This window comes from Cupriavidus sp. CER-90, assembly GCF_057652055.1.
On record NZ_JBYGYM010000002.1, the window covers coordinates 3,048,317 to 3,069,771 of the forward strand.

Annotated in this window: 16 protein-coding genes; 7 read left to right on the plus strand and 9 right to left on the minus strand. The window is 66.3% G+C overall.

Annotated features, from left to right (window positions below; all coding sequences use genetic code 11):
* The first annotated feature begins 107 nt into the window (after window positions 1–107).
* Window positions 108–1,478: a cell envelope integrity protein CreD gene (gene creD / locus AC24R4_RS24515; RefSeq protein WP_487523738.1), complete on the plus strand. Its 1,371-nt coding sequence runs from the start codon at window positions 108–110 to the stop codon at window positions 1,476–1,478.
* Between the two features lie 87 nt (window positions 1,479–1,565).
* On the opposite strand, the gene AC24R4_RS24520 is transcribed toward creD, so the two are convergent.
* Window positions 1,566–2,273: a hypothetical protein gene (locus AC24R4_RS24520; RefSeq protein WP_400394511.1), complete on the minus strand. Its 708-nt coding sequence runs from the start codon at window positions 2,271–2,273 to the stop codon at window positions 1,566–1,568.
* Between the two features lie 203 nt (window positions 2,274–2,476).
* On the opposite strand from AC24R4_RS24520, the gene AC24R4_RS24525 reads away from it, so the two are divergent.
* The 4 genes from AC24R4_RS24525 (at window position 2,477) to AC24R4_RS24540 (ending at window position 8,002) form a co-directional block, all read left to right on the plus strand.
* On the plus strand, window positions 2,477–3,907 hold the full coding sequence (locus AC24R4_RS24525; protein ID WP_153947758.1) for an aldehyde dehydrogenase family protein: 1,431 nt from the start codon (window positions 2,477–2,479) through the stop codon (window positions 3,905–3,907).
* A 104-nt stretch (window positions 3,908–4,011) separates the two neighbouring features.
* Window positions 4,012–6,477, plus strand: a complete 2,466-nt coding sequence (locus tag AC24R4_RS24530) for a penicillin acylase family protein (RefSeq protein ID WP_400394513.1) — start codon at window positions 4,012–4,014, stop codon at window positions 6,475–6,477.
* A gap of 65 nt (window positions 6,478–6,542) precedes the next feature.
* Window positions 6,543–7,262 (plus strand): glutamine amidotransferase, encoded by a 720-nt coding sequence (locus AC24R4_RS24535; RefSeq protein ID WP_400394515.1) that lies wholly within the window; start codon window positions 6,543–6,545, stop codon window positions 7,260–7,262.
* Window positions 7,259–8,002, plus strand: a complete 744-nt coding sequence (locus AC24R4_RS24540) for an MOSC domain-containing protein (RefSeq protein ID WP_400394516.1) — start codon at window positions 7,259–7,261, stop codon at window positions 8,000–8,002. Before AC24R4_RS24535 ends, AC24R4_RS24540 begins: the two co-directional genes overlap by 4 nt.
* Before the next feature lie 49 nt (window positions 8,003–8,051).
* Here the strand turns inward: AC24R4_RS24540 and AC24R4_RS24545 are convergent, their stop codons facing one another.
* The 3 genes from AC24R4_RS24545 to AC24R4_RS24555 all read right to left on the minus strand — a co-directional run bounded on the left by AC24R4_RS24545 (window position 8,052) and on the right by AC24R4_RS24555 (window position 10,822).
* On the minus strand, window positions 8,052–9,029 hold the full coding sequence (locus AC24R4_RS24545) for a hypothetical protein (RefSeq protein ID WP_487523739.1): 978 nt from the start codon (window positions 9,027–9,029) through the stop codon (window positions 8,052–8,054).
* A 36-nt stretch (window positions 9,030–9,065) separates the two neighbouring features.
* The gene (locus AC24R4_RS24550; protein ID WP_487523740.1) at window positions 9,066–10,430 is read right to left on the minus strand and encodes a hypothetical protein; all 1,365 of its coding nucleotides are present in this window, start codon (window positions 10,428–10,430) and stop codon (window positions 9,066–9,068) included.
* Window positions 10,431–10,567: 137 nt separating this feature from the next.
* Window positions 10,568–10,822 carry a DUF1289 domain-containing protein gene (locus tag AC24R4_RS24555; protein WP_487523741.1) on the minus strand — a complete coding sequence of 85 codons (255 nt, stop codon included), beginning with the start codon at window positions 10,820–10,822 and terminating at the stop codon, window positions 10,568–10,570.
* Between the two features lie 174 nt (window positions 10,823–10,996).
* Here AC24R4_RS24555 and AC24R4_RS24560 point away from each other — a divergent pair, with 174 nt between their 5' ends.
* Complete coding sequence (locus AC24R4_RS24560) at window positions 10,997–11,431, plus strand: PaaI family thioesterase (protein WP_487523742.1); 435 nt, start codon at window positions 10,997–10,999, stop codon at window positions 11,429–11,431.
* Between the two features lie 54 nt (window positions 11,432–11,485).
* On the opposite strand, the gene AC24R4_RS24565 is transcribed toward AC24R4_RS24560, so the two are convergent.
* From AC24R4_RS24565 to prpB, 5 genes are all read right to left on the minus strand, one after another.
* Window positions 11,486–12,607: an asparaginase gene (locus tag AC24R4_RS24565; protein ID WP_487523743.1), complete on the minus strand. Its 1,122-nt coding sequence runs from the start codon at window positions 12,605–12,607 to the stop codon at window positions 11,486–11,488.
* A 290-nt stretch (window positions 12,608–12,897) separates the two neighbouring features.
* Window positions 12,898–14,091, minus strand: a complete 1,194-nt coding sequence (gene prpF, locus AC24R4_RS24570) for a 2-methylaconitate cis-trans isomerase PrpF (protein ID WP_400394703.1) — start codon at window positions 14,089–14,091, stop codon at window positions 12,898–12,900.
* A gap of 20 nt (window positions 14,092–14,111) precedes the next feature.
* Window positions 14,112–16,709 (minus strand): Fe/S-dependent 2-methylisocitrate dehydratase AcnD, encoded by a 2,598-nt coding sequence (gene acnD / locus AC24R4_RS24575; protein ID WP_400394706.1) that lies wholly within the window; start codon window positions 16,707–16,709, stop codon window positions 14,112–14,114.
* An 81-nt stretch (window positions 16,710–16,790) separates the two neighbouring features.
* Entirely contained in the window at window positions 16,791–17,948 is a 1,158-nt protein-coding gene (prpC, locus tag AC24R4_RS24580; protein ID WP_153947750.1) for a bifunctional 2-methylcitrate synthase/citrate synthase, read from the minus strand.
* A gap of 114 nt (window positions 17,949–18,062) precedes the next feature.
* Window positions 18,063–18,971: a methylisocitrate lyase gene (prpB, locus tag AC24R4_RS24585; RefSeq protein WP_092599894.1), complete on the minus strand. Its 909-nt coding sequence runs from the start codon at window positions 18,969–18,971 to the stop codon at window positions 18,063–18,065.
* A gap of 381 nt (window positions 18,972–19,352) precedes the next feature.
* Between prpB and prpR the strand changes: the two genes are divergently transcribed.
* Window positions 19,353–21,293 carry a propionate catabolism operon regulatory protein PrpR gene (prpR, locus tag AC24R4_RS24590; RefSeq protein WP_487523983.1) on the plus strand — a complete coding sequence of 647 codons (1,941 nt, stop codon included), beginning with the start codon at window positions 19,353–19,355 and terminating at the stop codon, window positions 21,291–21,293.
* The last annotated feature ends 162 nt before the right edge of the window (window positions 21,294–21,455 follow it).

Genomic DNA, 21,455 nt, shown 5'->3' on the forward strand with positions numbered 1-21,455 from the left:
GGGGGACTTCACACGCTTCGGCTCACTTCACGCCGGCTACCCACCGGCCCCATCCTGCGCCCACATGCGCTGGCTAGTCTTGCGACATCTCCACTCGCAAGACTCCCATGAACAAGGCCCTGTTTTACCGAATCGCGATCATCACTGGCGTCATCCTGCTGTTGTGGTTCGCGCTGCAGATGGCGCTTGGCATCGTGCGCGAACGCAGTCAGTACCGCGACGCCGCCGAGCAAAGCATCTGGCAGAGCTATGCCGGCCCCCAGACCCTGACGGGCCCCATTATCGTCGTCCCTTACAAGGAGGTGGTGGCCGTGGCGGTGGCCGGCAATGCGCCGGAGCAGAATCGTGAGGAAAGCCGGCGGCTGCTGGTGTTTCCCAAGACGCTGCAGGTGCGTGCCGACGTGACGCCGGGCGAGCGATATCGCGGCATCCACAAGACGATCGTCCATGAGACGGCCACGCAATGGCAGGGCACGATCGCATTGCCGGACCTGACATCGGACGAAGACCTGGTGAAATCCGTCGGCCATGTCCGCTTCGAGATGGGCCAGCCCTATGTGGTGCTGGGGGTTGGCGACATGCGCGGCCTGGTGTCGCAGCCTGTGCTGCAACTCGACGGCAAGCCCGTTCCGCTGCAGCAGGGCGCGCGGCTCGAAAGCCTGCCGCAGGGTCTGCACGCGAGGATCGGCGTGGATGGCGCCGCCGGCAAGTCGCTCGAAGCCCGCACCGTGCCGTTCAGCCTGACGCTGGCCGTGCTTGGCGCGCGGTCGATGGCGCTGGTGCCGGTGGCCGACCACAACCAGTTCACGATGCGCTCCGCGTGGCCGCATCCCAGCTTCGACGGCGATTTCCTGCCACGCCAGCGTACGGTGACGGACGACGGCTTCACCGCCGAATGGTCCGTCACGGCTTTCAATACCCATGTGCGCGACCAGCTGGCCGGCAATCCCGGGGCGGGCAGCCGGATGTCGCTGGAGGCGGCCTCGGTCACGCTGATGGAGCCCGTGAACATCTACGTCAAGGCCGAGCGGGCCGTGAAATACGGGCTGCTGTTCGTGCTGCTGACCTTTGCCGGCCTGTACCTGTTCGAGCTGGTCAAGACGCTCCGCATCCACCCGATCCAGTACCTGCTGGCCGGGCTGGCCCTGGCGATGTTCTTCCTGCTGCTGGTCAGCCTGTCGGAGCACGCGCCGTTCCTGGTGGCCTATCTGGCGGCAAGCACAGCCTGCATCGGCCTGCTGGGCTTTTATCTCACCTTCGTGCTGCGCAGCTGGCAACGCGGCGCGGGCTTCGCGGGGCTGCTGACGGCGCTGTACGGGGCGCTGTATGGGCTGCTGGTGTCCGAGGACAACGCGCTGGTGCTGGGCTCGCTGCTGCTGTTCGTGATACTGGCCGGCATCATGGCAATCACGCGCAAGGTGGATTGGTACTCGGTGGGCAGCCCGGCGCAGGCATCGAGCCAGGAGGGCGGCGCGTAGCCGGGACACTGCCGCGCCGAGTGGGGCCCGATCAACCGGGGCCAGATTGATCGGCGCCGGATCGACCGGTCCAGCGATATTGCCCGGTCAGCGGGATCGTCTTGCCGCCGCCGGTGCCACGCCCATTTCCGCCAGCAGATCGTCGAGCTGGTCGATGATCGCGTGCGCGGTGATCTCGCCCTTGGACTTTTGCAGCGCCGTGCCCAGCGTGTCGCGCAGCGCCGCCAGTTCCACCACGGTGGACGCCTTTTCCACCTTCACCTGCAGCACGTAGCCGCGCAGTCCCAGGTGGTTGCCGATCACGTCGGTATAGAAATGGTAAAGGCGCTGGTAGCCACTGGCGCCGGCCGGGGTGCCGGCGGCGACGGGCGCCAGCGCGGGCGCGATCGTGGTGTCGGCCAGCACGTCACGCTCTTCCACGCGGTCGTCGATCCCCTTGCCGCCCGCCGAGTTGAAGCCCGAATAGGCGGCGAACAGATTGGTGTCGGCGGGTTTGCGGGCGCCGGCTTGCCTGCCGGACCGCGCGCCAGCCGCCCCTGACGCCCCCGATGCTCCGGACGAAGGCGATGCCTGGCCGGCGGGGTCGGACATTGGCGCGATCAGCCCCAGCGCCAGCAGGGTGTCGAATGCCTCCTCGGCCACCCCCATGCCGGCAACTTGCGCCATCAGCGCCGATTTGCTGCGTTCTCCGTTCACGATCAGCAACAGCGCCCGCAGTTTCTGGTCCAGCTTGCGGGCGCGGGTGCGGATTTCCTCCTGACCAGCCTCCGTCTTTTGATAGATCGGGTCGACCATGTCTCGCTCCTTTTGTTCTGGATCGGCCGCCCGCGGCGAGAGCCCTCGGATCGAGTGTCTGCACGGCCGATTATCGCCATCTTGTTGTCCGGACCAGCCCGCGTGGATAAAAATCCGAATCCGCAAACCGGCCTACAATGTGGTGCTCCATAAAAGTAACAAAAATTTTGCAATTGCCGATCCACCTGATGAGGGCTGTGGCCATGCAACAACGAGACAAACTGTTTATCAACGGCAAGTGGGTGGCACCCCACGGCACTGGCAGCATTGAAGTGATCCATTCCGCCACCGAGGCGGTGATGGGCAAGATCCCCGAGGGCCACGCGCGTGACGCCGAGGACGCCATCGCGGCCGCACGGGCCGCATTCGATGGCTGGGCCGCCACGCCGCCGGCCGAGCGCGCGCGGTATATCCGCAAGATTGCCGAAGGCCTGAAAGACCGCACCGAAGAACTGGCCCAGCTGATCGCGGGCGAAGTGGGCATGCCGATCAAGCTGGCGCGCGCCATCCAGGTGGGCGGCCCGGTCTATAACTGGGGCCAGGCCGCCACGCTGCTGGAAGGCTTTACCTTCGAGGAGCAGGTGGGCAATTCGCTGGTGGTGCGCGAGCCCGTCGGTGTGGTCGCGGCCATTACCCCGTGGAACTACCCATTGAACCAGATCACGCTGAAGGTGGCGCCGGCGCTGGCGGCGGGCTGCACCGTGGTGCTCAAGCCGTCGGAAGTGGCACCGCTCAATGCCTTCGTGCTGGCCGAGGTGATCGAGGCGGCCGGGCTGCCGCCGGGCGTGTTCAACCTGGTGACCGGCTACGGGCCGGTGGTGGGCGAGGTGCTGGCCAGCCATCCGGAGGTGGACATGGTGTCGTTTACCGGCTCCACCCGGGCCGGCAAGCGGGTGTCCGAACTGGCCGCGCACACCGTCAAGCGCGTGGCGCTGGAACTGGGCGGCAAGTCGGCATCGGTGATCCTGGACGACGCGGACCTGCCGGCGGCCGTCAAGGGCACCATCAGCGCCTGTTTCCTGAATTCGGGCCAGACCTGCTCGGCGCATACCCGCATGCTGGTCCCGCGCAGCCGCTATGACGAGGTCAAGGCCATCGCCGCCAAGGTGGTGGAAGGCTTTACCGTGGGCGACCCGCTGGCCGATACCACGCGCCTGGGACCGCTGATTTCCGCGGTGCAGAAGGAACGTGTGACCGGCTATATCCGTCGCGGGCTGGAAGAGGGCGCCGAACTGGTGGCGGGCGGCCCCGAAACCCCGGCCGGCTTCGAGCGCGGCTTCTTCGTCAAGCCCACCGTGCTGGGCAATGTCGATCCGAAGGCGACCGTCGCCCAGGAAGAGATTTTCGGGCCGGTGCTGTCGGTGATCTGCTATGACACCGAGGAAGATGCGATCCGCATCGCCAACGACAGCGTCTATGGGCTGGGCGGCGGTGTCTGGTCCGGCGACGAGGCGCGGGCCATCAAGGTGGCGCGCCGCATCCGTACCGGCCAGGTGGATATCAACGGCGGCCCGTTCAATATGAACGCGCCGTTCGGGGGCTTCAAGCAGTCGGGCAATGGCCGCGAAGGCGGCAAGTTCGGGCTGGAGGAATTCCTCGAATACAAATCGCTGCAACTGAAGAAGCCCGCCTGACGGGGGCCTTCGAACGACGCCACCGCAATGCCCGGCAAGTCCGGGCATTCTTGTCTGCGCGGAAATCTGCGATGCTTGCGTCTTTCCACGGGGAGATACCTCGAATGCGCTGGTTCAAACGGGTGGGCTGGATACTGGCGGGCGTGCTGCTGATCGGGCTGACGGGCGCCATCGGCGGCTATATCTGGTATCGCCAGGCCTCGCAGCCCGATACCGCCGGCACGATGCACCTGCCCGCACTGCGCGACCGCGTGGTGGTGGTGCGCGACCGCAACGCCGTGCCCCATATCCAGGCCGCCAACGCGCTGGACGCCTACTACGCCCTGGGCTACGTCCATGCGCAGGACCGGCTCTGGCAGATGCAGATGAACAAGCGCATCGTGGCCGGCCGGCTGGCCGAGATCCTGGGCCCGAGCGCGCTCGATACCGACCGCTTCCTGCGCACCATGGGCGTGCGCCGCAACGCCGAAGCCGTGCTGGCCCAGACCCCGCCGGAAACCCGCGCGGTGCTGCAGGCCTATGCCGATGGCGTCAATGCCTATATCGATACCCGCAAGGCGGCGCTGCCACCCGAATTCCTGATTCTCGGCACGAAGCCCGAGCACTGGGAGCCGGCCGACACGCTGGGCTGGCAGACCATGATGGCCTGGGACCTGGGCGGCAACTGGCGGCAGGAGGTGCTGCGCATGGGCCTGGCCCAGCAACTGCCCACGTCGCGTATCGCCGAGATCCTGGCGCCGTACCCCGGCGACAAGCCGCTGCGGACGATGGACTACGCCAGCTTCTATCGCAAGCTGGCCCCCGTGGCCACGGCCATGGCGCAACTGTCCGAGCGCGCGCCGGCCGGCTATGTCGATGGCATGGGATCGAACAACTGGGTGGTGTCGGGCGCGCACACGCGCAGCGGCAAGCCGTTGCTGGCCAACGATCCGCACCTGGGGCTGCAGGCGCCCGGGCTCTGGTACTTCGCGCACCTGCAGGCCCCGGGGCTGGATCTGACCGGCGCCACGCTGCCTGGCGCGCCGCTGGTGGTGCTGGGCCATAACCGACGCATCGCCTGGGGGTTCACCAATACCGCGCCCGATGTGCAGGACCTGTATATCGAGCGGATCGACCCCGCGAACCCGCATCGCTACCAGACGCCCGATGGCTGGGCCGAGTTCGAGACGCGCCAGGAAGTCATCCGGATCAAGGGGCAGCCCGACCTGACGCTCAATGTCCGGACAACGCGACATGGCCCGGTGATGTCGGACGTGGCCGAGCCGATCAGCACGGCGGCCAGGCCGCTGGGCGCGCAGTATGTGGTGGCGTTCCAGTGGACGGCGCTGCGGCCGGACGACAAGACCTTCCAGGCCAGCCTGAAGATGGGCCTGGCCACCGACTGGAAGAGCTTTGTCGGCGCGCTGCGTGAGTTCCATTCGCCGCAGCAGAACATCGTGTACGCCGATGTGGACGGCAATATCGGCTATATCGCGCCGGGACTGGTGCCGATCCGCCGGGCCGACAACGACCTGATGGGGTTGGCGCCCGCACCGGGCTGGGACGCGCGCTACGACTGGCAGGGCTTCATTCCGTTCGACCAGCTGCCGCGGCGCTTCAATCCGCCGTCGGGGACGATCGTGACGGCCAACCAGAAGATCGTCGACAACGACTATCCGTTCTACATCACCAGCGAATGGAGCGTGCCGTACCGCGCCCAGCGCATCCAGACGCTGCTGGACGCCGAGCCGCACCATACGCCGGAGACCTTCGGCACGATCCAGAAGGACGTGGTGTCGCTGGCTGTACGCGACGCCTTGCCGCTGCTGCTGGCCGCACCCGTGGCCAGCGATGCCGCCCGTCCGGAACGCGAGCGCCGGCTGTTCGATGCGTTGCGCAAGTGGGATGGCACGATGGCCGCCGATCGCGCCGAGCCGCTGGTGGTGACGGCCTGGCTGCGCGAACTGTCGCGCCTGCTGTTCGAGGACAAGGTCGGCGATCCGATGTTCAACAGCCTCTGGGACCAGCGCAACGTACAGTTGCCGATGCTCAATGCCATGCGCGATCCGAAGGGGCTCGGCGCATTCTGGTGCGACAACGCGCGCACCACGGCGCGCGAGACGTGCGCGGTCACCATTGGCCTGGCCTGGCAACGCGCCATGGCCGACCTGGATCAACGTTATGGCGACGACCCGGCCAAATGGCGCTGGGGCAAGGCCCATGCGGCCCGATCGGAGCACAAGCCGTTCGGCAAGGTGCCGTACCTGGCCAACCTGTTCAATATCCGCGTCCGCACCGGCGGCGACACCTATACCGTGGATGTGGGCCGGCACAACCTGCGCGACGAAGCGGCGCCGTTCGAGAATACCCATGCGGCCAGCCTGCGCGCGATCTACGACCTTGCCGACCTGTCCGACTCGCGTTTCATGTCATCGACCGGGCAATCGGGCAATGCGCTGTCGCCGCACTATCGCGACTGGACCGATAAATGGGCGGCGGTGCAGTTCATCACGATTGGCGGGCACCGGCGCAACCCGGGTGGTGACAGCTTCGACACACTCGTGTTGCAACCTGTGAAAGACAAGCCATGATGCGGTGCGGTATCGTATGGGGCCGCATGTAAATCCGAGCCATTTTCCAGCAGGAGTGTCAGTCGATGAGCGAATCCAGGCGCCAGTTGCGTACCGATGTCATCCAGCATGTTGCCTTCGAGCATGCGGGCGTGATTGCCGAGGTGGCGCGTGATCGCGGCCATGACATCCGTATCTACCAGGCGGGCGTGGACGACCTGACGCTGGTGCAGACCGACCCCGCCGATCTGCTGGTTGTGCTTGGGGGCCCGATCGGCGTTTACGAGACCGAAGCCTACCCGTGGCTGGAGGCCGAGATCGGCGTGATCCGCCAGCGCCTGGCAGACGAACTGCCGATGATCGGTGCCTGCCTGGGCGCGCAGCTGATTGCCGCCGCATCGGGCGCACGCGTCTATCCGGGTACGCGAGAAATCGGCTGGGGCCAGATCCGGCCGACCGACGCCGGGCGCCGTTCGCCGCTGGCGGTGCTGGCCAACGCCGACTGGGAAGTCCTGCACTGGCACGGCGATACCTTCGACCTGCCGGAAGGCGCCGAACGGCTGGCGTCCACGGCAGCCACGCCGAACCAGGCCTACGCCATCGGCAAGCATGTGCTGGCGCTGCAGTTCCACCCCGAGGTGAAGCCCGGCGATATCGAGACCTGGCTGATTGGCCATACCGTTGAACTGGCCAGGGCCGGCATCGATCCGCGCACGATCCGCCGCCGTACGGCCGAGATCGGTGCCACGGTGGCCAGTGCCGGCGAACTGATGTTTGCACGGTGGATGGAGGAAGCGGGGCTGTGAGCCGAGGGCGTACCCACGATATCGACGTGCGGATCGACGTGCGGATCGACGTGCGGATCGATGCGCTGCTGGCAGGCCGCGTCCGTCCGTTCGGACCCAAGGGCGTGCCGAGCGGCATCGACAAGACGGCAATCGACGGGCCGGTACGTGTGACCACCCTCGGGCTGGATATCGACGAACAGGGCGATCCGAAACACCATGGCGGGCCCGAAAAGGCGATCCACCACTATCCGCGCGACCACTATGCTGGCTGGCGCGGCGAACTGGCCGGGCATGGTGGCAATGTCGACGTACTCGAACACGCCGGCGCATTTGGCGAAAATCTGAGTACAACGGGTTTGACGGAGGCTGATGTCTGCATCGGCGACCGCTTCCGGCTGGGCACGGCACTGGTCGAGGTCTCGCAGGCCCGCCAGCCATGCTGGAAGCTCAATCATCGCTTCGGGTTTGCGGGCATGTCGCGCGCCGTGCAGGGCAGCGGCCGCACGGGCTGGTATTACCGTGTGATCGAGGCGGGCGAGCTGGCCGCCGGCGATCGCCTGGTACTGGTGGCGCGGCCCTGTCCGGACTGGAGCCTGCAGCGCCTGCTGCACGTGCTCTACATCGACCGGCTCAATATCGCGGCGCTGGCCGAGATGGCGGAACTGCCAGTCCTGGCAGAAAGCTGGCGCAAGCTGGCCCGCCAGCGCGTGGCGAACCACGCGGTCGAGGATATGGAGAAACGGCTGGCGGGTGGGTAAGGCCGGCTGGCATTGCCTGCCGCCAGCCGACCTAAGTCACGGTCGCGGCCTAGCGGCGGCGCCTCCTTCTGTCATCGTCCGAGCCGGCGCTGTCGTCCATGGGCTCGATCAGCCTGAACCCCGCGCGTTGCTTGACCAGCGCCGACGGTGTCGTGATGGCCGTCGTGAAGACATCGGTCACCCCCCGGTCTCTCAGATAGGTCAGGTACGCCTGCAATCCAAAGCTTGCAGCGCCGCGTATGCCGTGCTGGCGATAGAGAACATTCTGCGGCAAGCTGACGACGGTGCCGACATCCGCCTGGGTGGGATCGTCCTCGTCGATGCTGCCCAGCAGGATCGAGGCGGGGGAGCCCCCATATAGCACCAGTACATAGATGGCAGGTTCCCCTTCCCTTATGGCGAGGTCCATGCTGGCCGCCATCCTGCGCCCGGTATGCGCAAGGGAAACCTGGCCGGGCGACAGGGCATTGTCCCTGGCGAAACGGCGATAGTCATCGCGCCAGCGTTGCAGCACGCCCGACAAGAGTTGCCTGTTTGGGCCATCGTTCGAGGTGAAAATCTGGAAGGTGAACGGGTGCCGTGCGTCCTCTTCCCAGCGCCCGTTTCTCTGGAGCCGCGGCAAGACGGTTTGCGGCTGGAAGTTTCGCAAATCGATCTGATACCGGCCCAGCGGTGCGGTCTGCGCCTCGGCCACCGTCGCCGGCGCCGTATTGGACTGCACGAGTCGGCCGTTGCCCGCGGCGTGCATGCGGGCCGCTGCCACCTCCATGTCCATCGAGCCAACGCGAGACACCTGGAAGACCTGGTCGGCAGCGTGGTACGCAGCCATCGCGGTCTCGCGGCGATTGTCGCGCATTGTCGCGCGATCCCGCTCCCGAACCGCCGCGATCAGTTCATTCTCAAGCGCAGGGTTCCAGGATGCATAGCCAGTGGTGCCGTAGTTCAGAATGCTGGTGATGACCTGTTCGAATGTGTCCGAATCCCACTGGGGGCCGAACAGCGCCTGGAACAGCGCGATGATCGTCATCGTCCGGCTGACGCAATCGGCGGCGTCCGCGCCGCGTCACATGCGCGGTGTCGCGATATGCTCCACCTCCGTGCGGCAGACGCGCGAGGCCGCATAGATCGCCATGGGGTTGCGCCCCATGGCCGTATAGGACACCAGCCTGGTTTCGGGCACTGCGGTGCTGGGCTTGGCCGGTATCACCGCGTTGAAACCCGTGTAGGCCGGAGCCCCTGCCGAGTAACGGACCGCGTTCGGGTCCTGCGCGGCCTTGCCCGTGGACGGGGCGCTGCACTGACCGAGGAAGAACGTGGTGACGGCGAGCATCTCGTTGTGCCAGCACGCGGTCGGCGGCTGCAGCCGCGCTTCCGGCTTGACCTGTGCGAATGACAGCCCGGCAATCCGGACCGCCTCGCTGCTGTCGTTGTTGAGGGCCAGTGTGGTGCCGAGCGGAGCGGCCGGGCGCTGCACGGTGGCGATTGGCGATGTCCGCAGCACTTTCCGCATCCGGTCGGACGACACGAGCTGGACATCGATGTGCGTGGGGTCGTCGTAGGCCAGGGCGATGGAAACGAATGCCGCCTCGGCATCGAGGTCGAACGTGGCGACGGTGCGAAACGTATACGCGTCCTCGATGTCGGCAGTCTTCCCGGTGAACTTGATACGCAGGGCGTTGCCAATGTAGACCTGAAAGTACTGCCGCGAGCTGGTCTCGACGGTCATTACCACCTGACTCAACGGGTAATGCTTGCCGTCCGGGGTGTTGCCGACGATATCGGCAAGGTTGTAGCCCTCCGAAAAGCCAACGGGACAGTCAACGCTGCAATTCAACCGCGTTCTGACGACCTGGAGCGACCGCGTCTTGTCGTTGAACGCGTTGAAGAAGTTGACGCCGTAACGCCGGACGTAAGACTCGCCTTTTCCCAATTGTTCAGAGAACGCGTAGAAGGCGAGGTTATTCGCGATCAGCAACGACGACGCATTCCTGTCGACACTGTCGGATAGCGTCCACTCCAGCCCACCCGGGGCAAAGCAATTCTCCCGGCCCTGGAACCGGGCATGCTGGTAGACGCACGCCCGGGGCACCGCAAGGAAGCTGCTGAAGGTCATGGCGGAAGCGTCCGCCGTCCGGGCATAGTCCCCGGTGAAGCGCCGCAGCTGGCCATTGAACTTTGGACCGGATGAGACGACGAGCTCGGTATCCCAATCGAGCTTGACCGACTTGAAGGCCAGGCCATCTGGCACATCGACCTGCGTGTCGATGCTGAAACAGCGTTTGTCGCCCTGGTAATCCGCCTCTGTATAGACGCACGCCTGGCCGGCCAGGGCTTGCCCGCTGGCAGCCACCGACAGCCAGAGCAGTAACGATGCGACGCGAGACCACCCGGTGCGCCACGGTCGGCGCTGCAATGCACGTGTTGCCATGCTCAATCTCCCGATGCCGCGGAACGTTCCGCCCGCGCATTCTGGGGAGATCAAAAATGGCCGACCTTGGCCCGTGTCAATCCATCAACACTATCGTGAAAGTGCGACAGGAAACGTACAAATCGCGTTCACCCGGCCTATTCCTGGCGGAATCGCCATGCCGTGGCTTCGCGCGTGATCCGCTCCCAGATCCCTTGCTTTTCCTCTTCGCTATAGAACACCCAGTTGCTGACTTCGGCGGCGGTGCGGCCGCAGCCCTGGCATACCTCGTCGAACAATGTCGAGCAGATGCCGATGCAGGGGCTGTCCGGGCGGTCGCTCAGGCGCGTCTGGGCCTCGTCCTGGTCGGAAGTGGCGGGCGAATGGAGCGGATCGGGGGTATTGGCGGACATGAAGCGGGGCGCTGCGGAAAAAGGCCGTATGGCGGCCGGCCGCACATTATAAACGCCCGGCCCCGGCGCTTTCGGCACTTGGGAATTACCCCCGAAGTCATTGTGGACCGCTTGACGGCCATCTACCCTTGACGAGTCATGATTCCAGTCCAGTTGATGCCAGGGAGGCCGTCCATGTCCGCAAAGTCTGTCGAACCCCGCAATGCCGCCATGCTCGAATCGGTGCTGGGCGGATCGCCCGTGGCGCGCGCGCTCGGGATTCGCTTCGATGTGGTGGCGCCCGATCATGTGGAGCTGCTGTTGCCATTCAGCATGCAAAACATCACCGTGGGCGACATGGTCCACGGCGGCGTCATCGCCACGCTGATCGATGTGGCCGGCGCGGCGGCGGCGTTTACTGCGGTGGATCTGGAGGTCGTGAAGGGCGGGGCGACCGGATCGCTGTCGATCCAGTATCTGGCACCGGCAAGGTCCGCGACGCTGCGTGCCGTGGCGGACGTGGTACGCCGGGGCAAGCGCCAGGTGGTGACCGAGGTATCGGTGTTTGCCGAGAGCGATGCAGAAGCCGTGCTCGCCGCCAAGGCGCTGATGAGCACGGCACTGCTGTAGGCAATCAGGCGGCCCCGGCGGGGCCGGGGCCTTGCTGGTCAGCCGAGCCGGCGATCAGTACTTCCAGAAGATCTGCTGCAGGGCCTTCGGGTCGTTGGTCTTGGTCAGTGCCAGCGCCATCAGGATGCGCGCCTTCTGCGGCAGCTGGTCGTCGGTGACGATCCAGTTGTACTTGTCGTCCGGCTGCTCGGCGTTGCGCACGACGATGCCGCTGCCCGTGCGCGACGCCCGCACCACCTGCACGCCCTTGGCCTGCGCGGCCTTGAGCGGCTCCACCATGTAGTCGCCCACGCTGCCGTTGCCGGTCGCGGCATAGACGATGGCCTTGGCGCCGTTCTTCACGGCCGCGTCGATGCTGGCCGGATTCACGTTGCCGTAGGCGTAGACCACGGCCACTTCAGGCAGCTTGTCGATCTTGTCGATATCGAACTCGGTCTGCAGCGTGTGCGGGCGGGCCAGGGTGCGGTAGTACAGCGTGCGGCCTTCCACCACGTAGCCCAGCGGGCCGAACGGCGAGCGGAACGTCTCGGTCTTGAACGTGTTGGTCTTGGTCACGTCGCGGCCGGTGTGAATCTCGTCGTTGAGTACCACCAGCGCGCCCTTGCCCTTCGAGGCCGGGCTCGAAGCCACCAGCACGGCATCGTAGAGGTTCAGCGCGCCGTCGGCGCCCAGCGCCGTGCCCGGACGCATCGAGCCAACCACCACCACGGGCTTGTCGCTCTTGAGTGTCAGGTTCAGGAAGTACGCGGTTTCCTCGATCGTGTCGGTGCCGTGCGTGATGACGATGCCGTCCACGTCAGGCTGCTTGAGCAGTTCCGACACGCGCTTGCCCAGCTTCAGCAGGCGCTCGTTGTTGAAGCTCTCGGAGCCGATCTGGAAAATCTGCTCGCCCTTGACGTTGGCGACCTTCGAGATTTCGGGGACCGAGGCGATGATCTTGTCCACGGGCACCACGGCGGACTGGTACGCCGCGGTGTTGGTGGCCGATGCACCCGCGCCGGCGATGGTGCCGCCGGTGCCGATGATGACGATGTTGGCCTTGCGCGCTTCGGCCGTGGTGCCGGCGGGCGCGGAGGCGCCGGCCGACGGGGCCAGTTGCGCGTGCGCGGTGCCGGTCAGCAGCGCGGCGGACAGCAGCAGGGTGGCAAGGGTGGTGAGCTTGGCAGGTCGTTGCATGATTCTCCTCTTTCCCGGCCTGGTGCGTGATTCTTGTGGAAACAGCAGGGGCCGCTTTTGATTGGTTCGTTGAACCGCCGCAAGCCGCAATGGTTCGCGAACGGAGCCAGAACTATAACCACGCCACGGCGTTGCGTCGACAACTTCAACAGAATCCTTGCCCCCGCGCAAAACGTATGCTGGATAAGACAAAGCGGCATTCTCCGGTCAGGAAGAATGCCGCCCGGTGACGACAATTTCAGAAAAGTCCGAGAGCCACGTCAGACCTATCGCATGAAAGGAGGGATCGGCTAGAACGCGTCTCCCGGCACGCGCACCCAGCCCTCCATCAGCACGCGTGCGCTGCGGCTCATGATGGCCTTCTGCACGGTCCACTGGCCGTCGACCAGCGCGGCCTGCGCGCCCACGCGCAGCGTGCCCGACGGATGGCCGAAGCGCACGGCCTCGCGCTCGCCGCCGCCGGCCGCCAGGTTCACCAGCGTGCCCGGCACGGCAGCCGCCGTGCCGATCGCCACGGCCGCGGTGCCCATCATCGCGTGGTGCAGCTTGCCCATCGACAGCGCGCGCACCAGCAGGTCCACGCTGCCGGCTTCCACCGTCTTGCCGCTCGATGCGGTATAGGTGGCCGGCCGGGCCACGAACGCCACCTTGGGCGTGTGCTGGCGCTTCTTCGCTTCGTCGATATCCTGGATCAGGCCCATGCGCCTGGCGCCGTAGGCCCGGATCGTCTCGAACATCGCCAGCGCCTTCGGGTCGCCGTTGATGGCGTCCTGCAACTCGGTGCCGGTGTAGCCGATGGCTTCCGCCTCGACGAAGATCGTCGGGATGCCGGCGTTGATCATCGTGGCCCGGAGCGTGCCCACGCCGGGCACTTCGAGGTCGTCGATCAGGTTGCCGGTCGGAAACATCGCACCGCCACCGTCGTCGCCTTCCTCGGCGGCCGGGTGCATGAATTCGAGCTGGACTTCGGCGGCGGGGAAGGTCACGCCATCGAGCTCGAAATCGCCGGTTTCCTGCACCGCGCCGTGGGTGATCGGCACATGCGCGATGATCGTCTTGCCGATATTGGCCTGCCAGATCCTCACGGTCACGGTGCCATTTTCAGGAATCCGCGATGCCTCGATAAATCCGTTGCTGACCGCGAACGGCCCCACGGCCGCCGACAGGTTGCCGCAGTTGCCGCTCCAGTCCACGAACGGCTGGTCGATCGACACCTGGCCGAACAGGTAGTCCACGTCGTGGTCCGGACGCGCACTCTTGGCGATGATCACCGTCTTGCTGGTGCTCGACGTGGCGGCGCCCATGCCGTCGATCTGCTTGCCGTACGGATCGGGGCTGCCGATCACGCGCATCAGCAGGCGGTCGCGCGCTTCGCCCGGCTTCTGCGCCGATTCGGGCAGGTCCTGCAGCCGGAAAAACACACCCTTGCTGGTGCCGCCACGCAGGTACGTGGCGGGAATCCTGATTTGAGGTACGTGAGCCATCGTAGTTTTCCTAATACCGGTCAGGCTGCGGCGCGCGACGATTCCAGGAAATCCTGGGCAAATCGCTGCAGCACGCCGCCGGCTTCATAGATCGACACTTCCTCGTCGCTGTCCAGCCGGCACAGCACCGGCACTTCCACCTTTTCGCCGTTTCTGCGATGGATCACCAGCGTCAGATCGGCGCGCGGGCGGCGTGCGCCGACCACGTCGAACGTCTCGGTGCCGTCGATCCCCAGCGTCAGGCGGTTGGTGCCGGGCAGGAATTCCACGGGCAGCACGCCCATGCCGATCAGGTTGGTACGGTGGATGCGCTCGAAGCCTTCGGCCACGATGGCTTCCACGCCGGCCAGCCGCACGCCCTTGGCAGCCCAGTCGCGCGACGAGCCCTGGCCATAGTCGGCCCCGGCCACCACGATCAGCGGCTGCTTGCGATCCATATAGGTCTCGATGGCTTCCCACATGCGCACGACCTTGCCTTCGGGCTCGATGCGGGCCAGCGATCCCTTCTTGACCGCGCCATCGACCACGGCCATCTCGTTGATCAGCGTCGGGTTGGCGAACGTGGCGCGCTGGGCGGTCAGGTGGTCGCCGCGGTGCGTGGCGTACGAGTTGAAGTCTTCTTCCGGCAGGCCCATCTTTGCCAGGTACTCGCCGGCCGCGCTGTTGCGCAGGATGGCGTTGGACGGCGACAGGTGGTCGGTGGTGATGTTGTCGCCCAGCACCGCCAGCGCGCGCATGCCGCGCAGCGTGCGCTCGCCGGCCAGCGCGCCTTCCCAGTACGGCGGGCGGCGGATGTACGTGCTTTGCGGGCGCCAGTCGTACAGCGGATCGATCGACGTGTCGTTCTCGGCGTGCAGCGCGAACATCGGCTCGTAGACCTTGCGGAACTGCTCGGGCTTCACGCTCTGCTTCACGATCGCGTCGATTTCCTCGTCGCTCGGCCAGATGTCCTTCAGGTAGACCGGCTTGCCGCTTGCGTCGGTGCCCAGGGCATCCTGCTCGATATCGAAGCGGATCGTGCCGGCGATGGCGTAGGCCACCACCAGCGGCGGCGACGCCAGGAACGCCTGCCTGGCGTACGGGTGGATACGGCCGTCGAAGTTGCGGTTGCCGGACAGCACGGCCGTGGCGTACAGGTCGCGGTCGATGATCTCCTGCTGGATCTTCGGGTCGAGCGCGCCCGACATGCCGTTGCAGGTCGTGCAGGCAAACGCCACGATGCCGAAGCCGAGCTTTTCCAGGTCGGGCAGCAGGTTGGCTTCCTGCAGGTACAGCTCCACCGCCTTCGAGCCGGGCGCCAGCGACGACTTGACCCACGGCTTGCGCGTCAGGCCGCGCGCGTTGGCGTTGCGGGCCAGCAGCGCGGCGGCGATCACGTTGCGCGGGTTGCTGGTGTTGGTGCAGCTGGTGATGGCGGCGATGATGACCGCGCCGTCGGGCATCTGGCCCGGCGTTTCCTCCCACTTGCCGGCAATGCCGCGCGCGGCCAGGTCGGACGTCGGCAGGCGCTTGTGCGGGTTCGACGGGCCGGCCATGTTGCGGACCACGGTGGACAGGTCGAAATGCAGAACGCGCTCGTATTCGGCCGTCTTCAGCGCATCGGCCCACAGGCCGGTGGTCTTGGCGTACGTTTCCACCAGCTGCACCTGGGCTTCGTCGCGGCCGGTCAGGCGCAGGTATTCGGTGGTCTGCCCGTCGATGAAGAACATCGCGGCGGTGGCGCCGTACTCGGGCGCCATGTTCGAGATCGTGGCGCGGTCGCCCAGCGTCAGGCTCGACGCACCTTCGCCACGGAATTCCAGATAGGCGCCGACAACCTTTTCCTTGCGCAGGAATTCGGTCAGCGCCAGCACGATGTCGGTGGCGGTGATGCCGGGCTGGCGGCGGCCGCTCAGCTCCACGCCGACGATGTCGGGCAGGCGCATCCACGACGCGCGGCCCAGCATCACGTTCTCGGCCTCCAGGCCGCCCACGCCGATGGCGATCACGCCCAGCGCGTCAACGTGCGGCGTGTGGCTGTCGGTGCCCACGCAGGTGTCGGGGTAGGCCACGCCGTGGTCGGCATGGATCACGGGCGACATTTTCTCCAGATTGATCTGGTGCATGATGCCGTTGCCGGGCGGGATCACGTCGACGTTGCGGAACGCCTTCTTGGTCCAGTTGATGAAATCGAAGCGGTCTTCGTTGCGGCGATCCTCGATGGCGCGGTTCTTGGCGAACGCGTCGGGATCAAAGCCGCCACATTCCACGGCCAGCGAGTGATCGACGATCAGCTGCACCGGCACCACCGGGTTGACCTTGGCCGGGTCGCCGCCCTGGTCGGCGATGGCATCGCGCAGGCCGGCCAGGTCCACCAGCGCGGTCTGGCCCAGGATGTCGTGGCAGACCACGCGGGCCGGGAACCACGGGAAATCGAGGTCACGCTTGCGCTCGACAAGCTGCCTGAGCGAATCGGTCAGCGTGGCCGGGTCGCAGCGGCGCACCAGGTTTTCGGCCAGCACGCGCGACGTGTACGGCAGTTTGTCCCAGGCGCCCGGGGAGATGTCATTGACGGCGGCCCGGGCGTCGAAATAATCGAGGCGGGTCCCGGGCAGCGGCTTGCGGTAGGCAGTGTTCATGGCGACGTGAGGACTGTGCGTGCCTGCCACCGCCCGGCGGGTGGCCGGGCCGGGTGGCGGCACTGTTGTTGTGGCAATGGATCAGGCGCGCTTTTCGATCGGCACGAACTTCAGGTCTTCCGGGCCGGTGTAGTTGGCCGTCGGACGGATGATCTTGTTGTCGATCCGTTGCTCGATCACGTGCGCGGCCCAGCCCGACGTCCGGGCGATCACGAACAGCGGGGTGAACATCGCGGTGGGCACGCCCATCATGTGGTAGCTCACGGCGCTGAACCAGTCCAGGTTCGGGAACATCTTCTTGGCGTCGGCCATGACCGTTTCCAGGCGCTCGGCGATGTTGAACATCTTCATCGAACCGGCGTCCTTCGACAGCTTGCGTGCCACTTCCTTGATCACGACGTTGCGCGGATCGGCGATCGTATACACCGGGTGGCCGAAACCGATCACCACTTCCTTGTTTTCCACGCGGCGGCGGATGTCGGCCTCGGCCTCGTCCGGGGTGTCGTAGCGCTTCTGGATCTCGAACGCCACTTCGTTGGCACCGCCGTGCTTGGGGCCGCGCAGCGCGCCGATGCCGCCGCAGATGGCCGAATACATGTCGGAGCCGGTGCCGGCCACCACGCGGCAGGCAAACGTCGAGGCGTTGAACTCGTGCTCCGCGTACAGGATCAGCGACGTCTGCATCGCGCGCTCCCACAGCTTGCTGGGGGGCTCGCCGTGCAGCAGGTGCAGGAAGTGCGCGGCAATCGATTCGTCGTCGGTTTCCACCTCGATACGGCGGCCGTTGTGGCTGTAGTGGTACCAGTACAGCAGCATCGATCCCAGGCTGGCCATCAGGCGGTCGGCGATGTCGCGCGCGCCCGGCGTGTTGTGGTCGTCCTTTTCCGGCAGCACGGTGCCCAGCACCGACACGCCGGTGCGCATCACGTCCATCGGGTGGGCGCTGGCCGGCACCCATTCCAGGGCGGCCTTCACGTTGGCGGGCAGGCCGCGCAGGGCCTTCAGCTTGGTCTTGTAGGCGGCCAGTTCGGCCTTGTTCGGCAGCTTGCCATGCACCAGCAGATGGGCGATTTCCTCGAATTCGCACGTGTCGGCGATGTCGAGGATGTCGTAGCCGCGGTAGTGGAGATCGTTCCCGCTACGGCCAACGGTGCACAGGGCGGTGTTGCCGGCGGCAACGCCCGACAGGGCAACGGATTTCTTGGGCTTCGGCGTGGCCAGCGGTTGGGCTTCGGACATCTGGGTCTCCTTGATTCGATTTCGAGTGTTTGGGGTGCGAGCGGTCATGGTGGGGTGTCCTATTGCAGCGCAACAGACCGCATCGCAAGAATAACGCGTACGTGTGCGGGGGCGTTACCGGGCCTTGCCTTGCGCGAACAGTGCGTCGAGCTTCTGCTCGTAGGCATGGTAGTCGATCCGCTCGTAGAGTTCGGCGCGCGTTTGCATGGTGTCCACGACGTTTTTCTGCGTGCCGTCGCGGCGGATGGCCGCAAAGACGTTTTCGGCGGCCTTGTTGGCGGCGCGGAACGCCGACAGCGGGTACAGCGCCATGGCCACGCCCACGCCGCGCAGATCGTCGAGCGTGAAATACGGGGTGGCGCCGAACTCGGTCAGATTGGCCAGCACGGGCACCTTCACGGCGTCCACGAACCTGGCGTACATCGCCAGGTCGGTCATGGCTTCCGGGAAGATGGCGTCGGCGCCGGCTTCGGCGCAGGCCACGGCGCGCTCGATGGCGGCGTCCAGGCCTTCGACGGCCAGCGCGTCGGTGCGGGCCATGATGACGAAGTTCTCATCGGTACGGGCATCCACGGCGGCCTTGATGCGATCCACCATTTCGTCCTTGCCGACGATCTCCTTGTTCGGGCGATGGCCGCAGCGTTTGGCGCCGACCTGGTCTTCGATATGCATGGCCGCGGCGCCAAACTTGATCAGCGACCGCGTGGTGCGCGCCACGTTGAAGGCCGACGAGCCGAAGCCGGTGTCAACATCCACCAGCAGCGGCGTGTCGCAGACATCGGTGATGCGGCGGATATCGGTCAGCACATCATCGAGATTGGAGATGCCCAGGTCCGGCAGGCCCAGCGAGCCCGCGGCCACGCCGCCGCCCGACAGGTAGATCGCGCGATACCCGGCGCGCTTGGCCAGCAGCGCATGGTTGGCGTTGATCGTGCCCGGAATCTGCAGCGGGGTCTCGTCGATCAGGGCCTGGCGGAAGCGGGCACCCGCGGAGCGGGCAAGTTCGTTGGCGGAAAAAGTCATGACTTGGATCTCTGGGTTGGTTCAATCCTGCTTCGGAGGCAGGGCGGCTCTGTAGCGCAAGGGGTGTGCCAGCCCGCTGACACGCGAGGCCGGCGTCGCCCGGGCGGCATTCCGATAGGCAGAAACCCTTATACGTCAGAGGCTTAGGCGATGTTGGCGCCATATCGTGGCCTAGATGAAAGGCTGCTTGCGTCACAATGATGCGCCGATGGATTGCAGACATGCAATCTTTGGATTTCAAAGTTGAAATGCTTCGGGATGGCGCGCACAATCGCCAAAACGAATCCCTTGAGTCCTGCCGCCATGTCGTCGCTGCCTGCCCCGATCCCGCTGAACCCGGCTTCCCCGGCCGTTCCCGGTGCGCGCCCGCGCATCTGGGCGATGGGGATCAGCCGCCTGTCGCGCGCCTTCGCCGACCTGATTCCGGCGTACGCCGCCCGCGCGGAATTCCGCATCGTCGGGCGGGCGTTCGAGTCGGCGGCCAGCGCCATCAACCGCGAGGCGCGCGAGAACCGCGTCGATGTGGTGGTGGCCGGGGGCTCCAACGGCGCCTACCTGCGCCAGCACGTGGACGTGCCCGTGGTGCTGGTCAAGGTCACCGGCTTCGACGTCATGAGCGCGCTGGCCACGGCGCGCCGCATTTCGCCCAAGGTGGCCCTGGTCACGCATGCGTCCACGTACGCCGAAGTGGACGACTTCGTGGGGGCGTTCGGTCTCGATATTCCCCGCTATACCTATCTGACCGAAGACGATGCCACGGCGCGCGTGCGGGCGCTGAAGGAAGAAGGCATCCGCGTGGTGGTGGGGCCCGGCATGGTGACCGACCTGGCCGACAAGTACGGGCTGATGGGCGTGTTCCTGTATTCCGGCAACGCCGTGCGGCTGGCGCTGGAGGATGCGATCGAGGCCGCGCGGCTGCGGCGTATCGAATCCACGCGGCGCGATTACGTCAATGCCATCCTGGCCCACCTGAACGAAGGCGTGGCGGCCGTGGACGCCGAAGGGCGCGTGCAGGCGTTCAATCCGGCGATGGAACGATTCCTGGGCACGCCGGCCGGCGCGGCCGTGGGGCGCAAGCTGTCCACGCTGGCACCGGGCCTGTCGCTCGATGGCGTGATGCAGAGCGGCGCGCGCGAGCTGGAGGCGATCCATCGGCTGGGCGACCGGATGGTGGTGGTCAACCGCATTCCGATCGTCGGCGAGTCTGGCGCTTCGGGGGCGGTGCTGACGATCCAGGACGCCAATGCGATCCATCGCGCCGACCGCAACCTGCGCTCGCGCACACGGGCCCGCGCGGCGGGCGTGCGCTACAGCCTCGATGACCTGGCCGGCGATTCCCCGGCCATGAGCGACCTGCGGGCGCTGGCGCGGCGCTACGCGGTGGTCGATTCGACCGTGCTGGTCAGCGGGGAAAGTGGCACCGGCAAGGAGGTGCTGGCGCAGGGCATGCACGATGCCAGCCCGCGCCGCGTGTTTCCGTTCGTTGCCGTCAACTGCGCGGCATTTCCGGAGGCGCTGCTCGAATCCGAACTGTTCGGCTACGAGGAAGGGGCGTTTACGGGCGCCCGGCGCGGCGGCAAGGCTGGCCTGTTCGAATCGGCCCACAACGGCACGCTGTTCCTGGACGAAGTGGGCGACATGCCGCCAGCCTTGCAAACGCGGCTGCTGCGCGTGCTGCAGGAAAAGCAGGTGCTGCCCATCGGCGGTCTGGAAGCCGTGCCGGTCAACGTCCGCGTGATCGCCGCCACCCACCGCGACCTGGCCGCGCTGGTGCGCGAAGGGACGTTCCGCCAGGATCTTTATTATCGGCTCAATATCCTGCGGATCGAAATGCCGCCGCTGCGCGAACGCGCGGCCGACCTGCCGGCGCTGGCGGCGCTGCTGTACCGGCGTGCCCAGGAGCGCCTTGGCATCGACACGCCCGAGCCGCTGCCCGACGTAGTGCGCGAGCGGCTGGCCCGCTATATCTGGCCGGGCAACATCCGCGAACTCGAAAACGTGACGGAACGCATCGCCGTGCTGGTCGCCGGGGCGGACCTGGCGCCGGCCGCGCTGCAGCGCGAACTGCAGGCGGCTGTCCCGGAACTGTTTTCGGGGCACGACATGGCCGTCCCGCAGCCGCCGGCCACGGACATGCCCGAACCGGGCGGAGCAGGGCTGGCGGGTGCTGCCGGGACCCAGTCGCTGGCCGGCGTCGCCAAGGCAAGCCAGGCCGAACACATCCGCCGCGTGCTGGCCGAATGCGGCGGCAACCGGGCCGCCGCCTGCGCCCAGCTAGGCATCAGCGCCACCACGCTGTGGCGGAGGCTGCGGGAGGGGTGAAGGGAATCGGGTGGGCTTGGTCTATAAACGCAATTAACGGCCAAGGTGGGTCGCAATGCTCGAAGGCCGTTCCGGCCCCGTGCGTTCAGATTCAGGGGAGCGGACTTGGAAGCGGAATATCGTGGGCGGTCAAATTGCAACGAAAAAAGCACATGCGGCGAT